Source organism: Neisseria sp. DTU_2020_1000833_1_SI_GRL_NUU_006 (genome assembly GCA_032388755.1).
In the GTDB taxonomy this organism is placed as follows: Bacteria; Pseudomonadota; Gammaproteobacteria; order Burkholderiales; family Neisseriaceae; genus Neisseria; species Neisseria sicca_C.
Window position 1 is genome coordinate 407,385 of record CP135593.1, and the last position, 21,114, is coordinate 428,498.

The window sequence follows — 21,114 nt, forward strand, 5'->3', positions numbered from 1 at the left end:
TACCGAAGATTCATCATTATGAGCGAAAACAACGTTAAATCCAAAGACCTGCATCTCATTAACGATTTGAATGCAGCCTTGCAAAAAGAAAAACACAGCGGCCAATTTTGGGTCATCATCCTGTTTTTCCTGCTGCTCGTCGTCTTTGTCGTATGGGCATACAACAGCACCGTTGAAGAAGTAACCCGCGGCAACGGCAACGTTATCCCCAGCAGCCGCGAACAAGTCATCCAAAGCCTGGACGCCGGCGTCATTACCCAAATGATGGTTAAGGAAGGCGATTTGGTCGAAAAAGACCAAATTCTGCTGAAGCTCGACGATACGCGCAGCCTTGCCGTATTGCGCGAGAGCGAGGCCAAAGTCCAAAACCTCGAGGCCACCATCGCCCGCCTGAAAGCCGAAGCTTACGGCGGCAAACTCACGTTCCCCAACAGCGTCAGCCCCGAACTCCGCCGCCGCGAAACCGCCGCATATAACGCCCGCCGCCAAGCCATGACCGATGCCGTACAAAGTCTGGTACAAAGCAAAGCGGCGCTTGACCGCGAAATCGCCATTACTGCACCTATGGTGGCACAAGGCGTCATGTCCGAAGTCGAACTCCTTAAAATGCGCCGCGAATCCAGCGATCTGACCCTGCAAATTGCCGAACGTCGCAACCGTTACAGAACAGATGCCAATAACGAACTCGTACAATCCGAATCCGAGCTGGCGCAATCCAAAGAAAACATGGCCATGCGCGCCGACCCAGTTGACCGCTCCCAAATCCGCTCCCCCATGCGCGGCATCGTCAAAAACATCAAAATCAATACCATCGGCGGCGTAGTCAACCCGGGCGAAGAAATCATGCAAATCGTCCCCGTTGACGACAAACTCCTTGTCGAAGCCTATATCCGTCCGCAAGACATCGCCTTCGTTCGCGCAGGACAGCCTGCACTGGTCAAAGTCAGTGCATATGACTACTCCATCTACGGCGGATTGGAAGGCAAAGTTACCCTTGTCGGCGCAGATACCGTCAGCAACTCCATGCAAAGCCGTGCCAACGATCTGAAGCTCGACCCCAACCAAGTTTACTACCGAGTCATCGTCCAAACTGAGAACAACGCCCTGAAAGACAAAAACGGTAAAAACATGCCGATTATTCCGGGCATGGTTGCCACAGTGGACATTAAAACCGGCGAAAAAACCATCTTCCAATACCTGATCAAACCGATTACCCGTATGAAACAGGCATTGAGCGAGCGTTAATTTCCCGAATCAAACTTGCTTAACAGTCAAAAGGTCGTCTGAAAAACCGGTACGGGTTTTCAGACGACCTTTTTGTCAGATAGGGAATATTTTGGCAGCGCTCATGCCTATCTGTACGGAATAGGGGCTTACAGTATTTTCAATCCAATCCGCTTTTTTACGAATATAACGAAATCATCTTTTTTTAAAACCAAGCATTCTTTCCCATTTTCAGACGACCTCATTAAAGTAACGTGCAATCCGAGAATTAAGGAAAGAACCATGACCGCAACCACCGCCCCGCTTTTGCGCTTCATCACCGCCGGCAGCGTCGACGACGGCAAATCCACCCTCATCGGCCGCCTGCTCTACGACAGCAAAACCCTACTGACCGACCAGCTCGACAAACTCAACCGCGCCGCCGAAAACGGCGAAACGCCCGACTTCGCCAGCCTCACCGACGGCCTTGCCGCCGAGCGCGAACAAGGCATCACCATCGATGTCGCCTACCGCTATTTCGCCACGCCCAAGCGCAAATTCATCATCGCCGACACGCCCGGACACGAACAATACACCCGCAACATGGTAACGGGTGCATCGACCGCCGACGCCGCCATCGTCCTGATAGACGCAACGCGCGTCGATTTTTCCGGCGGCGAACCCGTCCTCCTGCCACAGACCAAACGCCACAGCGCGATTCTGAAACTCTTGGGTTGCCCCAACATCATCGTCGCCGTCAACAAACTCGACCTGCTCGACTTCGACGAAACCAAATATCAGACCATTACCGCAGCCTACCGCAAGCTGGCGGAACAAATCGGCCTCCAAGCCCAAATCCACTTCCTGCCCATCAGCGCGTTAAAAGGCGACGACATCGTTAACGCCAGCAGCCAAACCCCGTGGTATCAAGGTTTGCCACTTTTACCCCTGCTCGAAAGCCTGCCCGTCAACCGCCAAAACGCCGCCGACCAAGCCGCCCATTTCCCCGTGCAACGCGTCGCACGGCAAGACGGCAGCAGCAGCGACGACTTCCGCGGCTATCAAGGCAGGCTGGAAGCAGGCCGTCTGAAAACCGGCGACGAGGTCAAAATCCTGCCTAGCGGACATACCGCCAAAATCGCCGAAATCTACAATCCAAACGGCAAAACCGAATCCGCCGAAGCAGGCGAAGTGCTGACCGTCACGCTCGACACCGACCTCGACATCTCGCGCGGCAACAGCATCGCCGCCGCCGACAGCCCCGTCGCGCCCGAACAGCAGTTTCAAGCCGCGCTGTGCTGGTTCGACGACATCCCGCTCAACCTGCGCCGCAAATACCTGCTGAAACACACCACCCAGACCACCCCCGTCAAAATCAGCGCGATTTCTTACGTTTGGGACGTGAACACCCTCAGCCGCGTCGAATCCGCCGACACGCTCAAACTCAACGACATCGGCAGCGTCAGCCTCAAAACCCAGCAGCCGATCGCCGCCGCGCCCTACGAAGAAAACCATGCCCTCGGCGCGTTCATCCTGATAGACGAAGCCACCAACCACACCGTCGCCGCAGGCATGATACGCAAGGCTGACCAAACGGACAGTTTTGAAATTTAAAACAAGGGCATCTTGAATTGAAGAGGTCGTCTAAAAAACCGAAGCAGAGTTTTTCAGACGACCTCTTCAGTTTGGCAGATTAAGGCAGGGAATATGGCAGGTAGGCTTTAAGCCATACGGCGTTGCCTTATCCTCAGCCAGCGCGGTGGGAAATCACAGTGAATTAAAATAACAAAATCGCGGCATGGCATTTTTCATTTGGATACATGGTAAAAGGTCGTCTGAAATCGGAAAGAAAGGTTTTCAGACGACCTCTCATGACGGCTCGTCTGAATCAAACAGGCTTCGGCACGCATACAGCAGCCCGCCCGCCAATACGGCAAGGCCCACCGCCGCCCAGTACGCATCGGCATAGCCGACCGCCTTTGCCAGCCGCAGGGCGGCGAAACCGGCCGCGTAACTGCCGAGCAGGATGACGGAAAATTGCAGGCTGCTGTCGAGTGCGGCAGTGGCGCGGTCGGATTTGTCCATCACTAACGCCAGTATCACCGGCAGCAGCAGCGTGTAGCTCAGGCTCAGGGCGATGATTTGCGCGGGCGGCAGCCAAGGGTGGACGCGGGCGAGCGCGTCGATGGCGGTCATGGACGCCAAAAGCGGCAGTTGCAGCGCGTAGAGCAGGAACACGAGTTTACGGCGCGGATAATTGCGCGAAAACCAGCCCGACAGTGGCGTAACAATCAGGCAGGCAACAGGAATGCACACCGCCAGAATCCCGCCCGTCTGCTTCGGGGTGAAGCCCAAATCCGCCAGCTTGGGCACAAAAGTCGCCGCCGCAAACGCATACGGCGCGGCAACGGCAAACAGCAAAACCAGCCACCGCCAGCCCGTTTCAGGCCGTCGCCAAAAGGAGATCAGCCGCGCCGCCAACGCCGTCAAACCGCCTTGCGCCGTCGGGCTTTCCGGCTCGCGGTAGCACAAGAGTTGCAGCAACATCAGCAGGCTGAACGCCAGCATAAAGCCCGCCGCCGCCGTCTGCCCGTATTCCTGATACAGCCACAACACCAGCGCGCCGCCGATTATCTTGCCGCCGCGCGCCGCCATCGTCTGAATTACACCGCCGAAACCGCGTTCGCGGTGCGGCAGGACGATGCACGACAAGCCCAGCATCGCGCAGCCGTACACCGCCGACATTGCCGAGAGCAAAACGCAGCAGGTCAAAAGCAGCGGGAAGTTCTGCGTGATGTCGGTGCAGGCCATCAGCCCGAACACCGCCGAAAGCCCCAGCGTCGCCGCCGGCAGCCAGCCGCGAAACCGCCCGAACCGCCCCGCCGGCCGCCGCTCCATCAGCGCGGCAAACAACACCTTCGCCGCTTCGATACCGCCGATTAAATGTATCCAGCTCAGTTGGTTCAGGCTGTAACCGTGGTTTTTCAAAATAGCGACCAGCGCGACCAGATAAAAACCGGTCAGCGTGAATTTGTAGGTGCTGCCGCCGATAAGAAGCAGCCAGTCGCGCGGGGCGGGGGATGCGGGGGTTTGCGGCATGGTGTTTCCTTGGTTTCTACAGGTAAGTCTATAGATTGGATCGCAACCTTCGTTTTCACGCTTGATAATGGTATCCCCGCATTTTTACTGTAGTAAGTATCGTTTCCTAAATCACCGTAGAATATGGTATGTCCCGAACTGCCATATAAAGTATCATTATGGTCCGTACCGGTAATGAGGACGGATGGGTTGTTTTTTAAAGAAAGCGATGTCTCAGCCATAATAGTTCTCCTGTGGAAAAATGGATGGCAAGAGTGAATAATAATTTATATCTAATTGAAATTAATAATTTTTTTATTATATGGCATGATGTCGATTGTATCGGGGAAAGCAATAATAGAGAAAGTATATTAAATTAATATATTATTTAGTATGTTAATTTAGAATTAGAAATAATCAGGTGAAATATTTGGTGTGCCGATAATAGGGAAAGTAAAACAGAAAAGGTCGTCTGAAAACTATTTTTCAGACGACCTTTTTACCGTTTATCACTCAAGAAAGCGACGGATTACTCCCGTACCTGTCCGTCGCCCAACACTATCCATTTCTGCGAAGTCAGACCGTGCAGGCCGACGGGTCCGCGGACGTGGATTTTGTCGGTGGAAATGCCGATTTCCGCGCCGAGGCCGTACTCGAAGCCGTCGGCGAAGCGGGTGGAGGCATTGACCATGACGCTGGCGCTGTCGACTGTGCGCAGGAAGGTGCGGGCATCGGTGTAGGATTCGGTTACGATGCTGTCGGTGTGGTGGCTGCCGTGGGTGTTGATGTGTGCGACGGCTTCTTCGAGGCTGTCGACGATTTTGACGGAGAGAATGGGGGCGAGGTATTCGGTGTCCCAGTCTTCTTCGGAGGCCGTCTGAATGTGGGACAGGATGGACAGGGTACGCGGGCAGCCGCGCAGCTCGACGTTGCGGGTGGCGTATTTCTCTGCCAGTACGGGCAGGATTTCGGCGGCGCGGCTTTGGTGGACGAGCAGGGTTTCCATGGTGTTGCAGGTGCCGTAGCGCGAGGTTTTGGCGTTGAAGGCGATATTGACAGCTTTTTCGGCGTCGGCGGCGCGGTCGATATAGACGTGGCAGATGCCGTCGAGGTGTTTGATGACGGGCACGCGGGCTTCTACGGCGATGCGGGAAACCAGCGATTTGCCGCCGCGCGGGATGACGACGTCGATAAACTCGGGGCTTTGCAGCATGGCGCCGACGCTTTCGCGGTCGGTGTTTTCAATCAGGCTGACGGCCGCTGCGGGCAGGCCGTTTTCAACTAACGCCTGCGTAATCAGTTTGGAGAGCGCCATATTGCTGTTGAAGGCTTCGCTGCCGCCGCGCAGGACGCAGGCGTTGCCGGACTTGAGGCAGAGGGCGGCAGCATCGACGGTTACGTTGGGGCGGGATTCATAAATGATACCGACAACGCCCAGCGGGACGCGCATTTTGCCGATTTGCAGGCCGTTTTCGCGGGTGCGGAATTCGTCCATTTCACCGACGGGGTCAGGCAGGGCGGCAATCTGGCGCAAACCTTCGCACATGGCGTCTATGGTTTTTTCGGTCAGCCGCAGGCGGTCGAGCAGGGCGTCGTTCAAACCTTTCTGCGCGGCCTGTTCCATATCTTGAGCGTTGGCGGCGAGGATGGCGGTTTGATGGTGTCTGATGAGTTCGGCAGTGCGCAGGAGTGCGGCGTTTTTTTGCGCGGTCTCTGCGGCGGCGACAACATAGGAAGCCTGCTTGGCGGCGGACGCGGTGCGGCGGACGTAGTCTTGGATGTTTTGCATGGTATTTCTGCGGAAAAAGTGGGAATGGGTTGATGATAAGGTCGTCTGAACGGGAATTCAATACAAAACAGGGTGGAGGCGGCTAACTTGCGGTTTGTTTCACGGCAGTATGGGGTTTCGAGGTCAATGGTGGAAAGGTCGTCTGAAAATTTGAAAGTGGGTTTCAGGCGGCAGTTAGTCGGGCAGTTATTCCCACTTCTGCATAGGCAGGGGCGGGAATAACGATGGTGGATAAACACCGTATCGGGAAGCGTTAGATTTTGTGGGCAAAGCCCACGCTACTTCTGTCTGAAAAGATAGGGTGAAGGAGAACAAGAAGCCTCTATGCCGTCATTCCCGCGCAGGCGGGAATCCAGAGATTTCAAGCCTTATCAATCTTTAAACATTCCTAAAAATCAAAGTCTGGATTCCCGCCTGCGCGGGAATGACGGCGTGGGTATTGCCATTTTAATCTGTTTTGGAAGGCAGGTTTCAGACGACCTTTTGTCGTATGGTCTTACTGCTGATTACAGGATTGTCGGTTGATGTTTATTAGGATTCCGTTTCCGCCAATTCCTCCGCCGCTTTTTGAACCATGTCCGGCGTGAGTTTGTTCAGGCAGTCGGTGTGTCCCAACGGGCATTCGCGTTTGAAGCAGGGCGAGCATTCGAGGTGCAGGCTGACGATTTTGGCTTTTTGGCTCAAGGGCGGGGTATGGTCGGGGCTGGACGAACCGTAGGCGGCGACGAGTTTGCGGTCGAGGGCGGCGGCGAGGTGCATCAGGCCACTGTCGTTGCAGACGACGGTGTCGGCGCAGGAGAGCAGGTCAATCGCTTCGGAAAGGTTGGTTTTGCCGCAGAGGTTGGTGCAGAGGCCGTCTGAAAGTCGGTTGATTTCTTCGGCGATGTCGAAATCTTTTTGCGAGCCGAACAGCCAAACCTGCCAGCCCTCCGCCAGATAGCGGCGGCCGAGTTCGGCAAAATGGCGCGCGGGCCAGCGTTTGGCGGGGCCGTATTCCGCGCCCGGACAGAAGGCAAGAACGGGTTTGTCGGTGTTTAAGCCGTATTTGGCAAGCGCAGCGGCGCGGCTTTCGGGGGAAATGGTGAAACGCGGGTTATCAGAATGTCCGTTGAAGTCCGCCTGCGTCGGGTGGGCGAGGGCGGTGTAGCGGTCAACCATCAGGGGCAGGGCGGCTTTGTCGAGTTTACGGATGTCGTTGAGCAGCAGATAGCGCGATTCGCCGACGTAGCCGGTGCGCTGCTTGATGCCGGTGGCGAAAGCGATGAGGGCGGATTTGAGCGAGCCGGGCAGGACGATGACTTGGTCGTAACCCTGTTTGCCCAGTTCGCGCCCGATGTGCCAGCGTTTTTTCAGTTCCAACGCGCCGTGTCCGAACGGGTTTTCGATGACGCGGCTGATTTCGGGCATACGCTCGAACACCGCCATCGACCATTTGGGTGCGAATGCGTCTATGGTGCAGCCGGGATGGAGTTCGTGCAGGCGGCGGTAAAGCGGCTGGGTCATGACGCAGTCGCCGATCCAGCTCGGGGTGATGATGAGGATTTTTTTGGACATGGTGGTAGGGTAGGTTTGTATTGCGCGATATTGTAGCCGATTTAAAAAGGTCGTCTGAAAAACATTTTCAGACGACCTTTTTGCATTGTGGGCGATTAATGCCAACGGCTGTCGTTTTCGCACGGAATACCGTCATGATCACCGTCCATTTTGGTGTTTGGGCAGTTTTTGATAAAAAATTCCGCCTCTTCCAAAGAGTTCATTTGGGAACAGTGCTGACGACTGTCGCATTTGAATGCAGTGGTAGTGTCGGTGGCGGCGGCGGAGCCGGTTGAAGCAGTTGAACCGTGTTTGAAAGCAGTACGCCCGCTTGCCGCGTCTTTCCATGCCTTGCGTTCGGCTTTCATCTTTTCGGCAACTTCGGACACCATCGTAACCGGTGCAGCCGCCGTTGTTTCCTGTACCTGACGGCGGTATTCCTGCCAATAGTTCCAGCCGAACCATCCGCCTGCGGCCAAGAGGGCAATGACGGGGATGATCCACAGGAGTTTGGAAAAGGCTGCTTTAAAAGGCTCGGGCTCGGGGGCGAAAAAGTCGGTTTCGCCGATGCAGTCGGAAGCGAAGCAGATGTTTTCCGCTTCGTCGCGTCCGCGTCTGCCTTTGATGATTTCAAACGATACGCGCTGACCTTCGGCGGGCGGGTGCGGCAGTGTGGTGAAGGCGGAGAGCGGGGCGAATATTTCCTTGCCCATGTTTTCTTCCCGGATGGCTCCGAACCTCCGATTATCGTTCCAGCGGATGATGGTTCCGTAATGACGCATTTTATCTATATAGAATAGTTGTTGTTTAGGTCGGTATTTTAAACGAAATCTATAAATGGACAAGAGGAAGGGTTGATATTTATATGTAAATTTCGGGTTTTAAAGTTAAGAAAGATATTTTTGAAAACAGGTTGTTAATATTTTTATGATTTTATGGGTACTTTGTTGTTGTCATGCCGGGGTCGTCTGAAAACGCGTCTTCATGTTTGAGCGAACGTGCTTTATCCGCTTTCAGACGACCAGTGTGTTGTATCAAAGCAAAGGCTGCTGCCGCACGATGGCGCGGATGATGGCGCGGTTGGGGTGCAGGGCGGTGCGCAGGCGTTGGGACAGGGGCTGGGGCAGGCTGAGGATGTCGGCGGCAATGGCGGCGGCGCAGACGGGGGCGGTGGCAAGGCCGCGCGTGCCGTGGGCGGTGTTGATGTAGGCGTTCGGCAGGTAGGGGCAGGGGATGTTGTCGAGGCGGTAGTTTTTATCCAGCGAGAGTTTGGCGTAGGCGGTTTGCATGGCGGCGATGTCGCCGAGCGCGCCGACGACGGGCAGGTGGTCGGGGCTGTCGCAGCGCAGGGCGGCGTGTCCTTGCGGTTTTGCAAAGGGGTCGTCTGAAAACGAGCAAGGCGAGTTTTGCTCAAACAATGATTGCGCCAATGGCGGGTTGAGCTGTTGCAGGGCGGCGCGGTTGGCGGTTTCTTCGTGCGGATGCCAAGCGTCGTCGTTGCTGTTGAGGACGAAGGTTGCGCCGTAGCAGTGTTGCCCTTGCCAGCTCGGGCTGATGTAGCTTTCACCGGATAGGGCGCAGCGCAGGCGTTTGGAAAAACCGCTTGCCGCCGTTACGCCGGTTTGCCCGCGGATTTGGCGGAACGGCAGGGCGGAGACGTTGGCGTCGGCGGCGTTCGGGCTGTGTGCGCCCATGCAGTAAATGATGTGGGTTGCGCTGAAGCTGCCGCGCGGTGTGTGTGCCGTCCAGTTTGCGCCGTCGTATTCGGCGGAGGATAAGGGCGTGTCTTCGTGAAACGCAATCAGCGGGTGATTCAGCAAGGCGCGGACAACGGCGGGCGGGTTCAGCCATACGCCCTGCGGCCAGTAGAGGCCGTCTGAAAAGACGTCTATGCCTGCAATTTGCGCGGCTTCGTCGGTGGACACGCTGCGGTAAAGGTGGGCGTGATGTTGCTGCAAACCCAATGCCTGATTGCGTTTGCGTTCGGATTCGTCAAAATTAAGATGCAACACGCCGTCGCCGCCCCATGCGTCGAAATCGGGCAACAGGTCTTGCAGCAGGCGGCGGGTGTAGCCGTAGCCGGCCAGCAGCAGTTCGGTCTGCTCGGTGTCGTGCGGCGAGATTTTGGCGTAGAGCAGCCCTTGGCGGTTGCCGCTGCCGCCTTGCGCCGCTTTGCCCGCTTCCAAAACGGTAACGCGCACGCCGTGTTCCGCCAGCTTGCGCGCGGTTGCGGCGCCGGCTATGCCCGCGCCGATAACCAGCGCGTGTTCGGGCGGAGTGGTGGCTTGAGGTCGTCTGAACCAAGGTTTGACAGGCTTGGGGGCGGCTTGCGGTACGGCTTCGGTCTGCCATTCGATACGGTCGAAATGTTCGTGCAGGCTGTCGGCGCAGTGTGGCGGGACAAGCCAGAGATGTACGTCGGGCAACAGGTTTTCCAGAAAGTTGACGCTGTTGAACTGAAGGCATTTCACGGCTTGGTCGAGGCGGGTTTTCAGACGACACTCCAACTCGGTCGGGGCATCGGACAAAGGAAAATCGGGCATGCGGTTTTCGCTCAGACAGGCAACCAGATGCAGCGGCGTGGGACGGGTTTCGATCACGCGGGCAAGTTCGGCGAGAGCGGGCGGGGTGTTCCAAGCGAGGATGGGCATAGCGGGGTCGTCTGAAAAAAGTAGGTAAACGGGTAAAAGTATCTCAGTAATTTTTATCGTCTTTTATCATCAATTTTTAGTGTAAATGATTGATGAATTTTGTTATTCCAGCCTGCGCGGGAATGACGGGATATCTGAAAACTGGGCAATCGGGTTTCAGACGACCTTTTGCGTTTATACGAGCTGTTCGCCCCAGTGGAGTTTTTGGCGCAGGGTTCGGAAGTATTGGTAGTCGGTAGGATGGAGGATGCGCAGGGGGTTGTGGTAGCGGCGGATGATGATGCGGTCGAGGTTTTGTACGTCGATGAAGGATTGTCCGTCGAAATGGACGCGGGCATCACCGCTTTGGGTAACGAGGATTTCGATTTCGGAGGTGTCGGGGATGGCGATGGGGCGGTTGGTCATGGATTGGGGGCAGATGGGCACGAGGGTGAAGGCGTGCAAGCCTGCCTGCATGATGGGGCCGCCTGCAGCAAGGGAGTAGGCGGTGGAGCCGGTGGGGGTGGAGACGATGAGGCCGTCGGAGCGTTGGGTATAGACGAATTCTTGGTTGATGAAGACTTCGAACTCTATCATTTGGCCTGCACCGCCGCGCGAGAGGACGGCGTCGTTGAGGGCGAGGGCGCGGTGGAAGGTTTGTCCGTCGCGGACGAGGGCGGCTTCGATGAGGATGCGCTCTTCGGGCAGGTATTTGCCTTCGAGGACGGGCAGCAGCTCTTCGGTCATGTTTTCGCGGGGGATTTGGGTGAGGAAGCCTAAATGCCCTTGGTTGATGCCGATAACGGGTACGGCGCGGGGAGCGATTTCGCGGGCGACGGAGAGGAATGTGCCGTCGCCGCCGAGGACGATGACGAGGTCGCAGTGTTTGCCCAAGTCGGATTTGCTGACGATGTGGCAGCCGACGGTATCTTGAACATAGATGCAGCGTTCTTCTATGCCGATTTCGTCCAGATAGACGGTGAGGCCGTGTCCCTGCAGGAAGTGGATGAGGGTGTGGGCGGTGTTTTGGATTTCGGGGGTATTGGGGCGGGTTACGATACCGATGTTGTGAAACGGGCTGTTCATAGGCATGGGTCGTCTGAAAATTAGTCTATCCAGATGTCGCGTTCGAGCCGGTCGAGGCGTTCGTTGAGGCGGGCGACGTCATCGCGCAGTTTGTCCACTTCTTCCATCCAGGCGGACAGGGTGGCGGCGTCGATAACGGGGGATTCGGGTTCGCGGGAAAAGTCGCTGATTTGCTCGGCTATGCTTTGTCCGATTTTTTTGACGGTTTGCCCGATGTTTGCGGCGCGTTCGCTGATGCTGCCTGCGAGTGAGTCGCCGAAGATGCGGGCGAGGTCGTCTGAAGCGTAGTAGCGCAGGCTGCCGAGTATGGGCAGGACGGTCATGCCGAGCATGAGGTCGCCTTCGAGGCTGATGTCGCCGACACCAGGTTCTTGTCCGGTGAGTATTTTGCGGATGGCGCTTTGGTGGAAGGTGATGAGGGTGTCGGCGGGTTGGTCGGCGGTTTCGAGGAAGCCGTCGTGATTGATGCGTCCGGTCAGTCCGAATCCGGCGAGGTTGAGGCTCAGGGTTTTGCCTGACAGGCGGGACAGGTCTTGTTGATGTTCCGGATTTTGCTGTATCAGGTGGTTGATAACGGGAAATAGGGCGGACATAGGGTGTTCTCGATACTTTCGGGCTTGGGGTTGTATAGTGGGTGAACTTGATTTGTGCGGCGATGTTTCGCCTTATCCTGATTTTGTCGACTCACTACGTTAAGTAAGACTGTGTTTTTTGGTTTTGGTTTTGCCGCTGCCGAAAGGTCGTCTGAAACGGTTGCGGAGCGCCAATTTTACAGGCTTAATCCGTCGGCGGAAACGGTATTTACAATTTTGCCGCCGCCGGTGCCGTCGGGCGCGAAATTGGGCGGTGGGAGGCCGAGTTTGGCGGCTTCGGCGGTATAGAAATCGCGGCGGGTCGGGTGGCGAGGTTCGACGATGTTGCGGATGCGCCTGCCGTTTGGATGGAGGGTCGTCTGAAACAGGGTTTCGACGGCGATGTCGCAGTGGACGATATTGACGGGCCGGTTGCCGCCCGGGATGTTTTGCTTTTGAACAAGGCGGCTGACGGGGTGGCGTTCGGTGCAATAAAGCCCGCCCAGACGCAGGATGTCGATGTTCGGCACGCCGCTGTCGAGCAGGTATTGTTCGGCAGCAAGGATTTGGCGGGCGGATTCGGTTTGCGGGTCGGGTATGGCAGTTTCGTCGCATTCGCGCGCTTTATCGCCGTAAACACTGGTGCTGCTGGTGAAAATCAGATGCTGCACATTGCACGCTCGGGCAAGTTCTGCCCATTGTTTGACGGTATCGGCGTAATGCGTCAGCGAGGATGGCGGCAAAAGGCAGAACCAAACGGGTTTGTCGGCGTGGTGCCGCCAAAAGCTTGTATCACGGGCAAGGTTCGCGCCTTGAAACACGTCGTCTTGATTGAGGTCGAGGGTGTCGAGGTGTATGGGCAGATTGATATCGTCCGAAGTCAGGCTGCGTTTGATAGCGGCAACGCGGCTGCCGTTTTCGTAAAGTTTCTGCGCCAAAGGACGACCGAGATAGCCTAAGCCTAAGATGGATGCGTCGGGGGAAGTATTCATGATTTTGATGGTTTAGATGTAGTCTTTTACGTTCGGGCTTCTGCCGAACACGGCTTCGTGAGATTGGCGGATACAGAGCCGGTTGAACATGATGCGTTGGGTTTGTTCGCCGTCGATAATCTTCACTTTGCCTTGCAGTTTCGGCGCGTCATGATGGAAAGTATTTTTAAAATCGTGCCAGCGTGCGGCTTGCAGATGGACGACGGCAAACATATCGTGGGAAATATTGACGCCGATGCTGATGAGTTCGGACGATGCCTGAATGCAGAAACCGCTGTCGCCGAAGAGGCACAGCCCCGTATCGTCGGGATAGCGGAACAGCTCGATTTTCACGGCTTGAGGTTCGGCAAAAACGGCGCAGAACAACCGCTCAAACAGCGACGGTTGTGAAACGCCTTCGCTCAACATGCCATACAGCCCTGAGAGCCAGTTGACATAGCCGAGAAAGGAAAAATGGAAATCCTGCATGATGGATTCGATGCGTTTCGGATCGCGGCGGCTGATGAGGCTGACGAACTCGAATCCCGCTTCGGGGAGCCGTGAACGCAGGATTTGAAGCAGGCGGTAGGCAAACGGGTTTTGATGGTTGCGGGGATTGCGCAAAATGCCGAGGAATTTGAGTCGCAGCACGCGCCACAGCGCATCGGGGACGTTGACTGAGTCTGTTTGGGTGAAACCGGCTTCGCTCGTTTTGGCGAAACTCGCGCTGCTCGTTTTAACGAAACTCGCTTCGCTCATTTTCAGACGACATCCGGGCAGCGCGCGCAAGTGTTCGCAGGCATCTTCGTAGCCGCTTTCGTGGCGGTTGAACCAGCTTTCGAGGTTGTATTGGTTGCCGGTGTTTTCAACGAAAGTCAGCGTGTAGAGGTTTTTCGCAGCCAGATTGCCGATGATGTTGACGCTTGCCGCTTCGGGCGGGGCGGCCGGTTTGGCAGAGTGTTTGCGTTTTTTCCCTTCATCATGCGGCTGATGGGGATGAGTGCCAAACAAGGATAGGGGCAGCCGGTAAACATTTTGGTTTTGCGGGCTGACTTGGGGATTGTGCGCATGCTGCCGTTGCTCGGTTTGGGCGATATAGTGGTGTTCCTTGGTCGGATTCGCCGTCAAAAGCGCATAGGGCTTGCTGCTACCTTCGGGCAGAGGCTGGTCGCCTAGGATGAAAACTTGTCGGGTCATGGCTTGGGAAAGGTCGTCTGAATGTGCCGATTATAGTTTATCGGGGCGAAAGTATTCAAAATCCCTGCAATAGATTGGAATGCAGGTTTTATGGCCGATTGAAATAAAAGGGCTGTCATTCCCGTCCGTGTTTATACAGGCACGGGAGAAGGCATCAATTGTTTGGGTTTGAATTGGCTGGATTGAGTTTTCAGACGACCTAAAACCGGTTTTTCAATTCCCGCAGCGCCGCGAACACTTCCAAACCGTTGTTCAATCGCTTCCCTGCCAATTCCTCAACCCGTTCGCGGACTTGGGGCAAATCGACCCGTAAAAACGGATTGATTTTGCGTTCATGCGCAAGGGTTACGGGCAGGGTCGGCGTATCTTCCGCCGCGCGCAAAGCCGCTTGAATATCGGGATTTTCCGGTTCGATAAATTCGGCGAAACGCAGATTAGAGGCGGTGTATTCGTGCGCGGGATAAAACAGCGTGTCTTCGGGCAACTGATTGAATCTTTGGAAACTGTCGTACAACTCTTCTATCGTTCCCGTAAACACCCTGCCACAGCCGGCGGAGAATAAGGTATCGCCGCAGAAAACGTGCAGACCTTCGGCGTTTTCCAAAAGATAGCTGACGTGGCGGTCGGTATGGCCGGGCGTCGCCCACACGGTAACCAGCCCGTCGCCAAAAGGAAACTGCGTACCCGCCGTAACCGTATGCGTTGCCACATCGATATCCGCTTCGCCGTACACGGGCGATTCCATAAAGCCGTTTTTGAGAGATTGAACTCCGCCGATATGGTCGTGATGCAGATGGGTAATCCACGTTTGCGCCAGCATCAGGCGGTTACGGACGAGGAATATCAAAACGGGCGTGGCATCGGACGGATCGACGCAGGCGGCGTGGTTGCCGTCTTGAATCATCCAAATGTAGTTGTCGTTTAGGGCTTTGACGGGGGTGATTTTCATGATGTGGTTTTCTGACTTGGAAATGGCAGATTTTAGCTGATGATGAAAAGGTCGTCTGAAAATCTTGAACAAGTTTTCAGACGACCTTTTATATGAACGGAGAAGAATGCGGCAGCAGGTTCGGATTATTTTTGGTCTATGTGTTCATATCCGGGACAATCTGCATTGCTTGCCCAAAAGATACCGTCGCTGTCGAGATAGACGGAGCAGGTCTCTTTGCTTTTGTATTCGTCATTCGGCTTGGCTTCGAGCAGGAAGCCCGAGGCGGACGGATTCTTTTTCTCTTCTGGGGTGTTTCGATAGTTGAAAAACTGGATGGTGAAGTATTCGTTTTGAACCAGGTCTGTTGCCGGGAAATTCTCAAACGTACGGTTTTGCGCGTAGAAGCGTTCGAGGTTTTTGGCATTGATCAGCAGCTCGGAACGGACGTTCTCCAAGCGGCTTTTACGGATAAAGCGTTCGTAGGAAGGATAGGAGAGGGTGGCCAGGATGGCGAGGATGACGATGACGATGAGCAGCTCGACCAGCGTGAAGCCTTTTTGTAATGTGTTTTTCATGATATGTCGTAATTTTTATTGTATGGGCGGGAATTCAGACTGTAATTATAGTTCTTTTCTCCCATTTTGAATGTTTGGATAAATTTCAGGATTGGGAAAATATGTAAATGCGTTGCAATATCTTGGAAATGGTTTTTTATAAAATGATTATAAAACAATTCATTATGATTTTATTTGATTTGCCGTTGACTTGGCTGGAGTAAAGGCTTGCAGTAAAATCCGCCCGTTTTCAGCGTTTTCGGCGCGTTTTCGGCGGATAAGTGTTGGGATTATGCGACATGAGTCGGGTGCCGGATTGAACAGATGAAATGGATGAATCAGAAAGTCAGTTATGGCAAAAATCATTAATAAATGGACGGTTGGAATAACGGTTGCTGCGGTACTTGGGTTTGCTGCGTGGTCTTATTTCCAGCCCGAACCTCAAACTTCTTACATCACGGAAACGGTCAAACGCGGCGACATCAGCCAGACGGTATCCGCTACGGGCGAGATTTCGCCGTCGAATCTGGTGTCGGTGGGCGCGCAGGCTTCGGGGCAGATTAAGAAGCTGTACGTCAAGCTCGGGCAGCAGGTTAAAAAGGGCGATTTGATTGCGGAAATCAATTCGACCACTCAGGTGAACACGCTGAATACGGAAAAATCCAAGTTGGAAACGTATCAGGCGAAATTGGTTTCTGCCGAAATTGCGTTGAACAGCGCGGAGAAGAAATACAAGCGCGAGGCGGCTTTGTGGAAGGAAAACGCGACGTCCAAAGAGGATTTGGAAAGCGCGAAGGATGCGCTGGCCGCGGCTAAGGCAAACGTTGCCGAGCTGAAGGCTTCCATCAAGCAAACCAAAATTTCCATTAATACCGCCGAATCGGAATTGGGCTATACCCGCATTACCGCGACGATGGACGGTACGGTGGTGGCGATTCCGGTGGAAGAAGGACAGACGGTGAACGCGGTACAGTCCACGCCGACGATTATCCAGTTGGCGAATCTGGATACGATGTTGAACAAAATGCAGATTGCCGAAGGCGATATTACCAAGGTCAAAGCGGGGCAGGACATTTCGTTTACGATTCTGTCCGAACCGGATACGCCGATTAAGGCGAAGCTTGACAGTGTCGACCCGGGCTTGACCACGATGTCGCTGGGCAGCTACACCACCAGCACGGACACGACTTCCAATGCGATTTACTACTACGCCCGCGCTTTGGTGCCCAATCCCGACGGCAAACTTTCTATCGGTATGACGACGCAGAATACGATTGAAATCAACGGCGTGAAAAACGTTTTGCTCGTGCCGACGCTGACGATTAAAAAACACGACGGCAAATCGTTTGTCAGCGTTTTGGGTGCGGACGGTAAAGCTTCGGAACGCGAGATTACGGTCGGTCTGAAAGACAGTATGAATACCGAAGTCAAAAGCGGTTTGAAAGAAGGCGACAAGGTGGTGATGTCGGAAATGAGCGCGGCGGAGCAGGCCGAGGCGGCACAACGCGCCATGCAGGGCGGTCCGCCGAGATAAATAGGCAATAGGTCGTCTGAAAGTTTTGTTTCTTAGCAAAATCCCCTTTCAGACGACCTTTCCACTCCACACATCATTATCGGTCGGAAACACTTATGAGCTTAATCGAATGTAAAAACATCAACCGCTACTTCGGCAGCGGCGCGAACCGCGTTCATGTTTTGAAAGATGTCAGCCTGTCGATAGAGAAGGGCGATTTCGTCGCCATCATCGGGCAATCCGGTTCGGGCAAATCTACGCTGATGAACATCCTCGGCTGTTTGGATAGCGCGACTTCGGGTTCGTATCAAATCGACGGCATCGAAACCGCCAAAATGGAGCCGGACGAACTGGCGGCATTGCGGCGCGAACGCTTCGGCTTTATTTTCCAACGCTACAACTTGTTAGGCTCGCTGACGGCGCGGGACAATGTCGCCCTGCCTGCCGTGTATATGGGCATGGGCGGCAAAGAGCGTTCTAATCGTGCGGAAAAATTGTTGCAGGATTTGGGTTTGGAAGGCAAGGAAGGCAACAAACCCAGCGAGCTTTCCGGCGGTCAGCAACAGCGCGTCTCCATCGCCCGCGCCCTGATGAACGGCGGCGAAATCATCTTTGCCGACGAACCGACCGGCGCGCTCGATACCGCCAGCGGCAAAAATGTGATTGAAATCATCCAAAAGCTGCATAAAGAAGGGCATACCGTGATTATGGTGACGCACGATCCCGGTATTGCCGCCATCGCCAACCGCATCATCGAAATCCGCGACGGCGAAATCATCTCCGACAGTTCAAAAAATCCCGAAATCCCCGAAAGCAAAATAGAACGCATCAAAGAAAAATCTTCGTGGCTGTTTTATTACGACCAATTCGTCGAAGCCTTCAAAATGTCGGTGCAGGCGATTATGGCGCACAAAATGCGTTCGCTCCTCACCATGCTCGGCATCATCATCGGCATTGCCTCGGTCGTGTCCGTCGTCGCTTTGGGCAACGGTTCCGAGAAAAAAATCCTCGCAGACATCAGCGCGATGGGGACGAACACCATCAGCATCTTCCCCGGGCGCGGTTTCGGTGACAGGCGCAGCGGCAGGATTAAAACCCTGACCATTGACGATGCCAAAGTCATCGCCAAGCAAAGCTACGTCGCTTCCGCCACGCCGCAAACCACCTCCGGCGGCACGCTGACTTACCGCAACACCGATTTGTCCGCCTCGCTTTACGGCGTGGGCGAACAATATTTCGACGTGCGAGGGCTGAAGCTGGAATCAGGCCGCCTGTTTGACGAGGGCGATGTAAAAGAAGACGCGCAAGTCGTCGTGATCGACCAAAACACCAAAGAAAAACTCTTTGGCACAGACGTCAATCCCTTGGGCAAAACCGTCCTCTTCAACAAACGCCCGCTGACCGTCATCGGCGTGATGCAAAAGGAAGAAAACTCCTTCGGCAACGCCGACGTATTGATGCTCTGGTCGCCCTATACGACCGTGATGCACCAAATCACCGGCGAGAGCCACACCAACTCGATTACCGTCAAAATCAAAGACGATGCCAACACCCAAGTCGCCGAAAAAGGGCTGACCGAGCTGCTCAAAACGCGGCACGGTACGGAAGACTTTTTCATGAACAACAGCGACAGCATCAAGCAGATGGTTGAAAGCACCACCGGCACGATGAAGCTGCTGATTTCCTCTATCGCCTTGATTTCATTGGTGGTCGGCGGTATCGGCGTGATGAACATCATGCTGGTGTCCGTAACCGAGCGCACCAAAGAAATCGGCGTGCGCATGGCGATTGGCGCGCGGCGCAACAACATCCTGCAACAATTCCTGATTGAAGCGGTCTTAATCTGTATTATCGGCGGTTTGGTCGGGGTAGGGCTGTCCACTGCCATCAGCCTCGTGTTCAACCAATTCGTTACCGAATTTCCGATGGAAATTTCCATCGGCTCCGTCATCGGCGCGGTTGTCTGTTCCACCGCCATCGGCGTAGCGTTCGGTTTTATGCCCGCCAACAAAGCCTCCAAGCTCAATCCGATTGATGCCTTGTCTAAAGATTAAGGTTTCAGACGACCTCCAAACCCAAAGGGTCGTCTGAAAACCCCGTTTGGCTATTGTCATCACAATGAACATACACACCGAGGAAAACCGAATGATTACCCTGCATGTATTGGCACAATCCCGCGCCCTGCGCATCGTCTGGCTGCTCGAACTCATCGGCGCACCGTATCAAATCAAAACCTACGCGCGCCATCCCGAAACCCAGCTGGCACCCGACGAACTCAAAGCCGTACACCCGCTGGGCAAATCCCCCGTTATCGACGACGACGGATTCGTGCTCAACGAAAGCGGCGCGATTACCGACTACCTGATTCAAACCTACGGCGGCGGACGCTTCATGCCCGAACGTGGCAGCCAAGATTACTGGCATTATCAACGCTGGCTGCACTATGCCGAAGGTTCGCTGATGCCCTTGCTTTTGCTCGGGCTGGTGTTCCGCAAAATAGAAAACGCCCCCATGCCGTTTTTCATCAAACCCGTTGCACGCAAAATCAGCGGCAACGTCAAAAACGGCTTTATCGAACCGCAAGCCGCCCTGCATCTAGCCTATGTCGAAAACGAATTAAACGGCAAAGATTGGCTGGTCAACAACCGGCTCAGCGGCGCCGACATCATGATGAGTTACCCGCTGCAAGCCGCCGCCGACCGCTTCGGATTGGCGGACTATCCCAACATCCGCGCCTATTTGCAGCGCATTGAAAACGACCCCGCCTATCAAACGGCGGTACAGAAAGCAGGCGGCCCGCTGCTGCGTTTGGATAAATAAGGTCGTCTGAAAAAGCAAAAGTCGGGTCAGACAGCCCGACACAACACCGAACACACGATTCACACAATACATTGCGAAAACAGCCCGAGCGTCGTCCGAATCCGCAACATATAGTAGATTAACTAAATCAGGACAAGGTGAGGCAACGCCGTACTGGTTTAAAGTTAATCCACTATATTTCAGACGACCCCTCCCGAAACAGGCACTTCAGCCTTCAATACAAGGAAACCTATGGACGTTTACGCAACATACACAGCCTATCCGCAAAGCGGCATCGAACAAATCAAAGCCTCCTCCGGCACCCCCGCCGCCGTATCAGAATGCAGCGCAGGCAAACTATGGGACGCGCTGCATTTCGTCCTGACCGGCAAAGGCTCGGACGATGCCGACGCGGCAAACCCGTTGAGCAAAGCCATTATCGGCAACATCCTGCGGCAGGACGAAGAAGCGGGCGAACACACCGGCTGGATCGACGATACCGAAACCGCCGAAGTAGCCCAAGCCCTGAACCAAGCCGACTTCGCCGCGCTGCTCGACGGCAAAACCGCAGCAGATTTTCAAAACAACCAAATCTACCCCGATATTTGGGGCGATGAAAAAGCCTTTGCCGAAACCCGCGCGGAATTGGCGCAGCGGTTTAAAGAACTTGCCGCGTTCTACCAAACCGCCGCCGAACAGCATTGCGGCGTGGTGGTCAGGATTTCATGATTTCAGACGACCTTTTTGAATGGGAAAAGGTCGTCTGAAAAAAGTAAGTCGGATACTTGTATCCGACATAAATTCAAATAAGAAATGGCTTTGTCGTTATTACTGCGCAGGCGGGAATGACGGCGGCGAAAGTAGCGTGGGCTTTGCCCGCGAAAACAAGTTGATCCATCCGATTGTAGGTTTTCAGGCGGCCTTCAAAACAAAGGGTAAAACATGAACCCCGACAAAGTACAACGAAGCAAGCTGAATACATTGACCGACCTGCCCAATGTCGGCAAAGCCGTGGCGGAGGATTTGGCTTTGCTCGGCATCACGCAGCCGCAGGATTTGGCGGGTCAGGACGCTTACGAAATGTACGACCGCCTGTGCAGCCTGACCGCAACCCGACACGATCCCTGCATGATCGACATTTTCCTGTCGCTGGTTGATTTTATGCAGGGGAACGAACCGAAGCCGTGGTGGCATTTTACGGAACAGCGAAAAGTGTTTTTAGCCGATAAATAAACGCAGCCGATGAGATTGTTCAGAC

19 protein-coding genes are annotated in these 21,114 nt (G+C 54.7%); 8 read left to right on the forward strand and 11 right to left on the reverse strand.

Annotation, left to right across the window (positions count from 1 at the left end; translation table 11 throughout):
* Positions 1-18: 18 nt before the first annotated feature.
* Both RSJ68_01895 and RSJ68_01900 read left to right on the forward strand, forming a co-directional pair.
* The gene (locus RSJ68_01895; protein WNU97538.1) at positions 19-1,245 is read left to right on the forward strand and encodes an HlyD family type I secretion periplasmic adaptor subunit; all 1,227 of its coding nucleotides are present in this window, start codon (positions 19-21) and stop codon (positions 1,243-1,245) included.
* A 261-nt stretch (positions 1,246-1,506) separates the two neighbouring features.
* On the forward strand, positions 1,507-2,817 hold the full coding sequence (locus tag RSJ68_01900) for a GTP-binding protein (protein ID WNU97539.1): 1,311 nt from the start codon (positions 1,507-1,509) through the stop codon (positions 2,815-2,817).
* Positions 2,818-3,072: 255 nt separating this feature from the next.
* Here the strand turns inward: RSJ68_01900 and RSJ68_01905 are convergent, their stop codons facing one another.
* Together RSJ68_01905 and RSJ68_01910 are read right to left on the reverse strand one after the other, a co-directional pair.
* Positions 3,073-4,302: an MFS transporter gene (locus tag RSJ68_01905; protein ID WNU97540.1), complete on the reverse strand. Its 1,230-nt coding sequence runs from the start codon at positions 4,300-4,302 to the stop codon at positions 3,073-3,075.
* A gap of 508 nt (positions 4,303-4,810) precedes the next feature.
* Positions 4,811-6,070 (reverse strand): glutamate-5-semialdehyde dehydrogenase, encoded by a 1,260-nt coding sequence (locus RSJ68_01910; GenBank protein WNU97541.1) that lies wholly within the window; start codon positions 6,068-6,070, stop codon positions 4,811-4,813.
* Between the two features lie 324 nt (positions 6,071-6,394).
* Here RSJ68_01910 and RSJ68_01915 point away from each other — a divergent pair, with 324 nt between their 5' ends.
* A complete protein-coding gene (locus RSJ68_01915) occupies positions 6,395-6,595 on the forward strand; it encodes a hypothetical protein (GenBank protein WNU97542.1) in 201 nt (66 codons plus the stop codon).
* Between the two features lie 6 nt (positions 6,596-6,601).
* Here the strand turns inward: RSJ68_01915 and waaF are convergent, their stop codons facing one another.
* The 9 genes from waaF to RSJ68_01960 form a co-directional block, all read right to left on the reverse strand.
* On the reverse strand, positions 6,602-7,624 hold the full coding sequence (waaF, locus tag RSJ68_01920) for a lipopolysaccharide heptosyltransferase II (protein ID WNU98331.1): 1,023 nt from the start codon (positions 7,622-7,624) through the stop codon (positions 6,602-6,604).
* A gap of 95 nt (positions 7,625-7,719) precedes the next feature.
* A complete protein-coding gene (locus RSJ68_01925) occupies positions 7,720-8,316 on the reverse strand; it encodes an excalibur calcium-binding domain-containing protein (protein WNU97543.1) in 597 nt (198 codons plus the stop codon).
* 321 nt (positions 8,317-8,637) lie between these two features.
* Entirely contained in the window at positions 8,638-10,254 is a 1,617-nt protein-coding gene (gene mnmC / locus RSJ68_01930; protein ID WNU97544.1) for an FAD-dependent 5-carboxymethylaminomethyl-2-thiouridine(34) oxidoreductase MnmC, read from the reverse strand.
* 174 nt (positions 10,255-10,428) lie between these two features.
* Positions 10,429-11,319: an NAD(+) kinase gene (locus RSJ68_01935; GenBank protein WNU98332.1), complete on the reverse strand. Its 891-nt coding sequence runs from the start codon at positions 11,317-11,319 to the stop codon at positions 10,429-10,431.
* 20 nt (positions 11,320-11,339) lie between these two features.
* Positions 11,340-11,912, reverse strand: a complete 573-nt coding sequence (locus tag RSJ68_01940; GenBank protein WNU97545.1) for an SCP2 domain-containing protein — start codon at positions 11,910-11,912, stop codon at positions 11,340-11,342.
* Positions 11,913-12,088: 176 nt separating this feature from the next.
* A complete protein-coding gene (locus RSJ68_01945; GenBank protein ID WNU97546.1) occupies positions 12,089-12,883 on the reverse strand; it encodes an SDR family oxidoreductase in 795 nt (264 codons plus the stop codon).
* A 12-nt stretch (positions 12,884-12,895) separates the two neighbouring features.
* Positions 12,896-14,059, reverse strand: coding sequence for a hypothetical protein (locus RSJ68_01950; GenBank protein ID WNU97547.1), 1,164 nt, complete (start codon positions 14,057-14,059; stop codon positions 12,896-12,898).
* A gap of 199 nt (positions 14,060-14,258) precedes the next feature.
* Positions 14,259-15,008, reverse strand: a complete 750-nt coding sequence (gloB, locus tag RSJ68_01955; protein WNU97548.1) for a hydroxyacylglutathione hydrolase — start codon at positions 15,006-15,008, stop codon at positions 14,259-14,261.
* Between the two features lie 125 nt (positions 15,009-15,133).
* Positions 15,134-15,565, reverse strand: coding sequence for a type IV pilin protein (locus RSJ68_01960; protein WNU97549.1), 432 nt, complete (start codon positions 15,563-15,565; stop codon positions 15,134-15,136).
* A gap of 331 nt (positions 15,566-15,896) precedes the next feature.
* Between RSJ68_01960 and RSJ68_01965 the strand changes: the two genes are divergently transcribed.
* The 5 genes from RSJ68_01965 to RSJ68_01985 all read left to right on the forward strand — a co-directional run bounded on the left by RSJ68_01965 (position 15,897) and on the right by RSJ68_01985 (position 21,089).
* Positions 15,897-17,078, forward strand: coding sequence for an efflux RND transporter periplasmic adaptor subunit (locus RSJ68_01965; protein WNU97550.1), 1,182 nt, complete (start codon positions 15,897-15,899; stop codon positions 17,076-17,078).
* A gap of 95 nt (positions 17,079-17,173) precedes the next feature.
* Positions 17,174-19,111, forward strand: a complete 1,938-nt coding sequence (locus RSJ68_01970) for a MacB family efflux pump subunit (protein WNU97551.1) — start codon at positions 17,174-17,176, stop codon at positions 19,109-19,111.
* 91 nt (positions 19,112-19,202) lie between these two features.
* Entirely contained in the window at positions 19,203-19,877 is a 675-nt protein-coding gene (locus tag RSJ68_01975) for a glutathione S-transferase (GenBank protein WNU97552.1), read from the forward strand.
* A 231-nt stretch (positions 19,878-20,108) separates the two neighbouring features.
* Complete coding sequence (locus RSJ68_01980) at positions 20,109-20,585, forward strand: DUF1877 family protein (protein ID WNU97553.1); 477 nt, start codon at positions 20,109-20,111, stop codon at positions 20,583-20,585.
* Positions 20,586-20,798: 213 nt separating this feature from the next.
* On the forward strand, positions 20,799-21,089 hold the full coding sequence (locus tag RSJ68_01985; GenBank protein WNU97554.1) for a helix-hairpin-helix domain-containing protein: 291 nt from the start codon (positions 20,799-20,801) through the stop codon (positions 21,087-21,089).
* Positions 21,090-21,114: the final 25 nt, after the last annotated feature.

Bases quoted from the DNA above. Each gene is read 5' to 3' on its own strand.
- RSJ68_01905 (WNU97540.1), bottom strand. From the start codon at position 4,302: ATGCCGCAAACCCCCGCATCCCCCGCCCCGCGCGACTGGCTGCTTCTT.
- RSJ68_01900 (WNU97539.1), top strand. From the start codon at position 1,507: ATGACCGCAACCACCGCCCCGCTTTTGCGCTTCATCACCGCCGGCAGC.
- waaF (WNU98331.1), bottom strand. From the start codon at position 7,624: ATGTCCAAAAAAATCCTCATCATCACCCCGAGCTGGATCGGCGACTGC.
- RSJ68_01910 (WNU97541.1), bottom strand. From the start codon at position 6,070: ATGCAAAACATCCAAGACTACGTCCGCCGCACCGCGTCCGCCGCCAAG.
- RSJ68_01915 (WNU97542.1), top strand. From the start codon at position 6,395: ATGCCGTCATTCCCGCGCAGGCGGGAATCCAGAGATTTCAAGCCTTAT.
- RSJ68_01940 (WNU97545.1), bottom strand. From the start codon at position 11,912: ATGTCCGCCCTATTTCCCGTTATCAACCACCTGATACAGCAAAATCCG.
- mnmC (WNU97544.1), bottom strand. From the start codon at position 10,254: ATGCCCATCCTCGCTTGGAACACCCCGCCCGCTCTCGCCGAACTTGCC.
- RSJ68_01950 (WNU97547.1), bottom strand. From the start codon at position 14,059: ATGACCCGACAAGTTTTCATCCTAGGCGACCAGCCTCTGCCCGAAGGT.
- RSJ68_01945 (WNU97546.1), bottom strand. From the start codon at position 12,883: ATGAATACTTCCCCCGACGCATCCATCTTAGGCTTAGGCTATCTCGGT.
- RSJ68_01925 (WNU97543.1), bottom strand. From the start codon at position 8,316: ATGGGCAAGGAAATATTCGCCCCGCTCTCCGCCTTCACCACACTGCCG.
- RSJ68_01965 (WNU97550.1), top strand. From the start codon at position 15,897: ATGGCAAAAATCATTAATAAATGGACGGTTGGAATAACGGTTGCTGCG.
- RSJ68_01980 (WNU97553.1), top strand. From the start codon at position 20,109: ATGGACGTTTACGCAACATACACAGCCTATCCGCAAAGCGGCATCGAA.
- RSJ68_01935 (WNU98332.1), bottom strand. From the start codon at position 11,319: ATGAACAGCCCGTTTCACAACATCGGTATCGTAACCCGCCCCAATACC.
- RSJ68_01960 (WNU97549.1), bottom strand. From the start codon at position 15,565: ATGAAAAACACATTACAAAAAGGCTTCACGCTGGTCGAGCTGCTCATC.
- RSJ68_01985 (WNU97554.1), top strand. From the start codon at position 20,799: ATGAACCCCGACAAAGTACAACGAAGCAAGCTGAATACATTGACCGAC.
- gloB (WNU97548.1), bottom strand. From the start codon at position 15,008: ATGAAAATCACCCCCGTCAAAGCCCTAAACGACAACTACATTTGGATG.
- RSJ68_01970 (WNU97551.1), top strand. From the start codon at position 17,174: ATGAGCTTAATCGAATGTAAAAACATCAACCGCTACTTCGGCAGCGGC.
- RSJ68_01895 (WNU97538.1), top strand. From the start codon at position 19: ATGAGCGAAAACAACGTTAAATCCAAAGACCTGCATCTCATTAACGAT.
- RSJ68_01975 (WNU97552.1), top strand. From the start codon at position 19,203: ATGATTACCCTGCATGTATTGGCACAATCCCGCGCCCTGCGCATCGTC.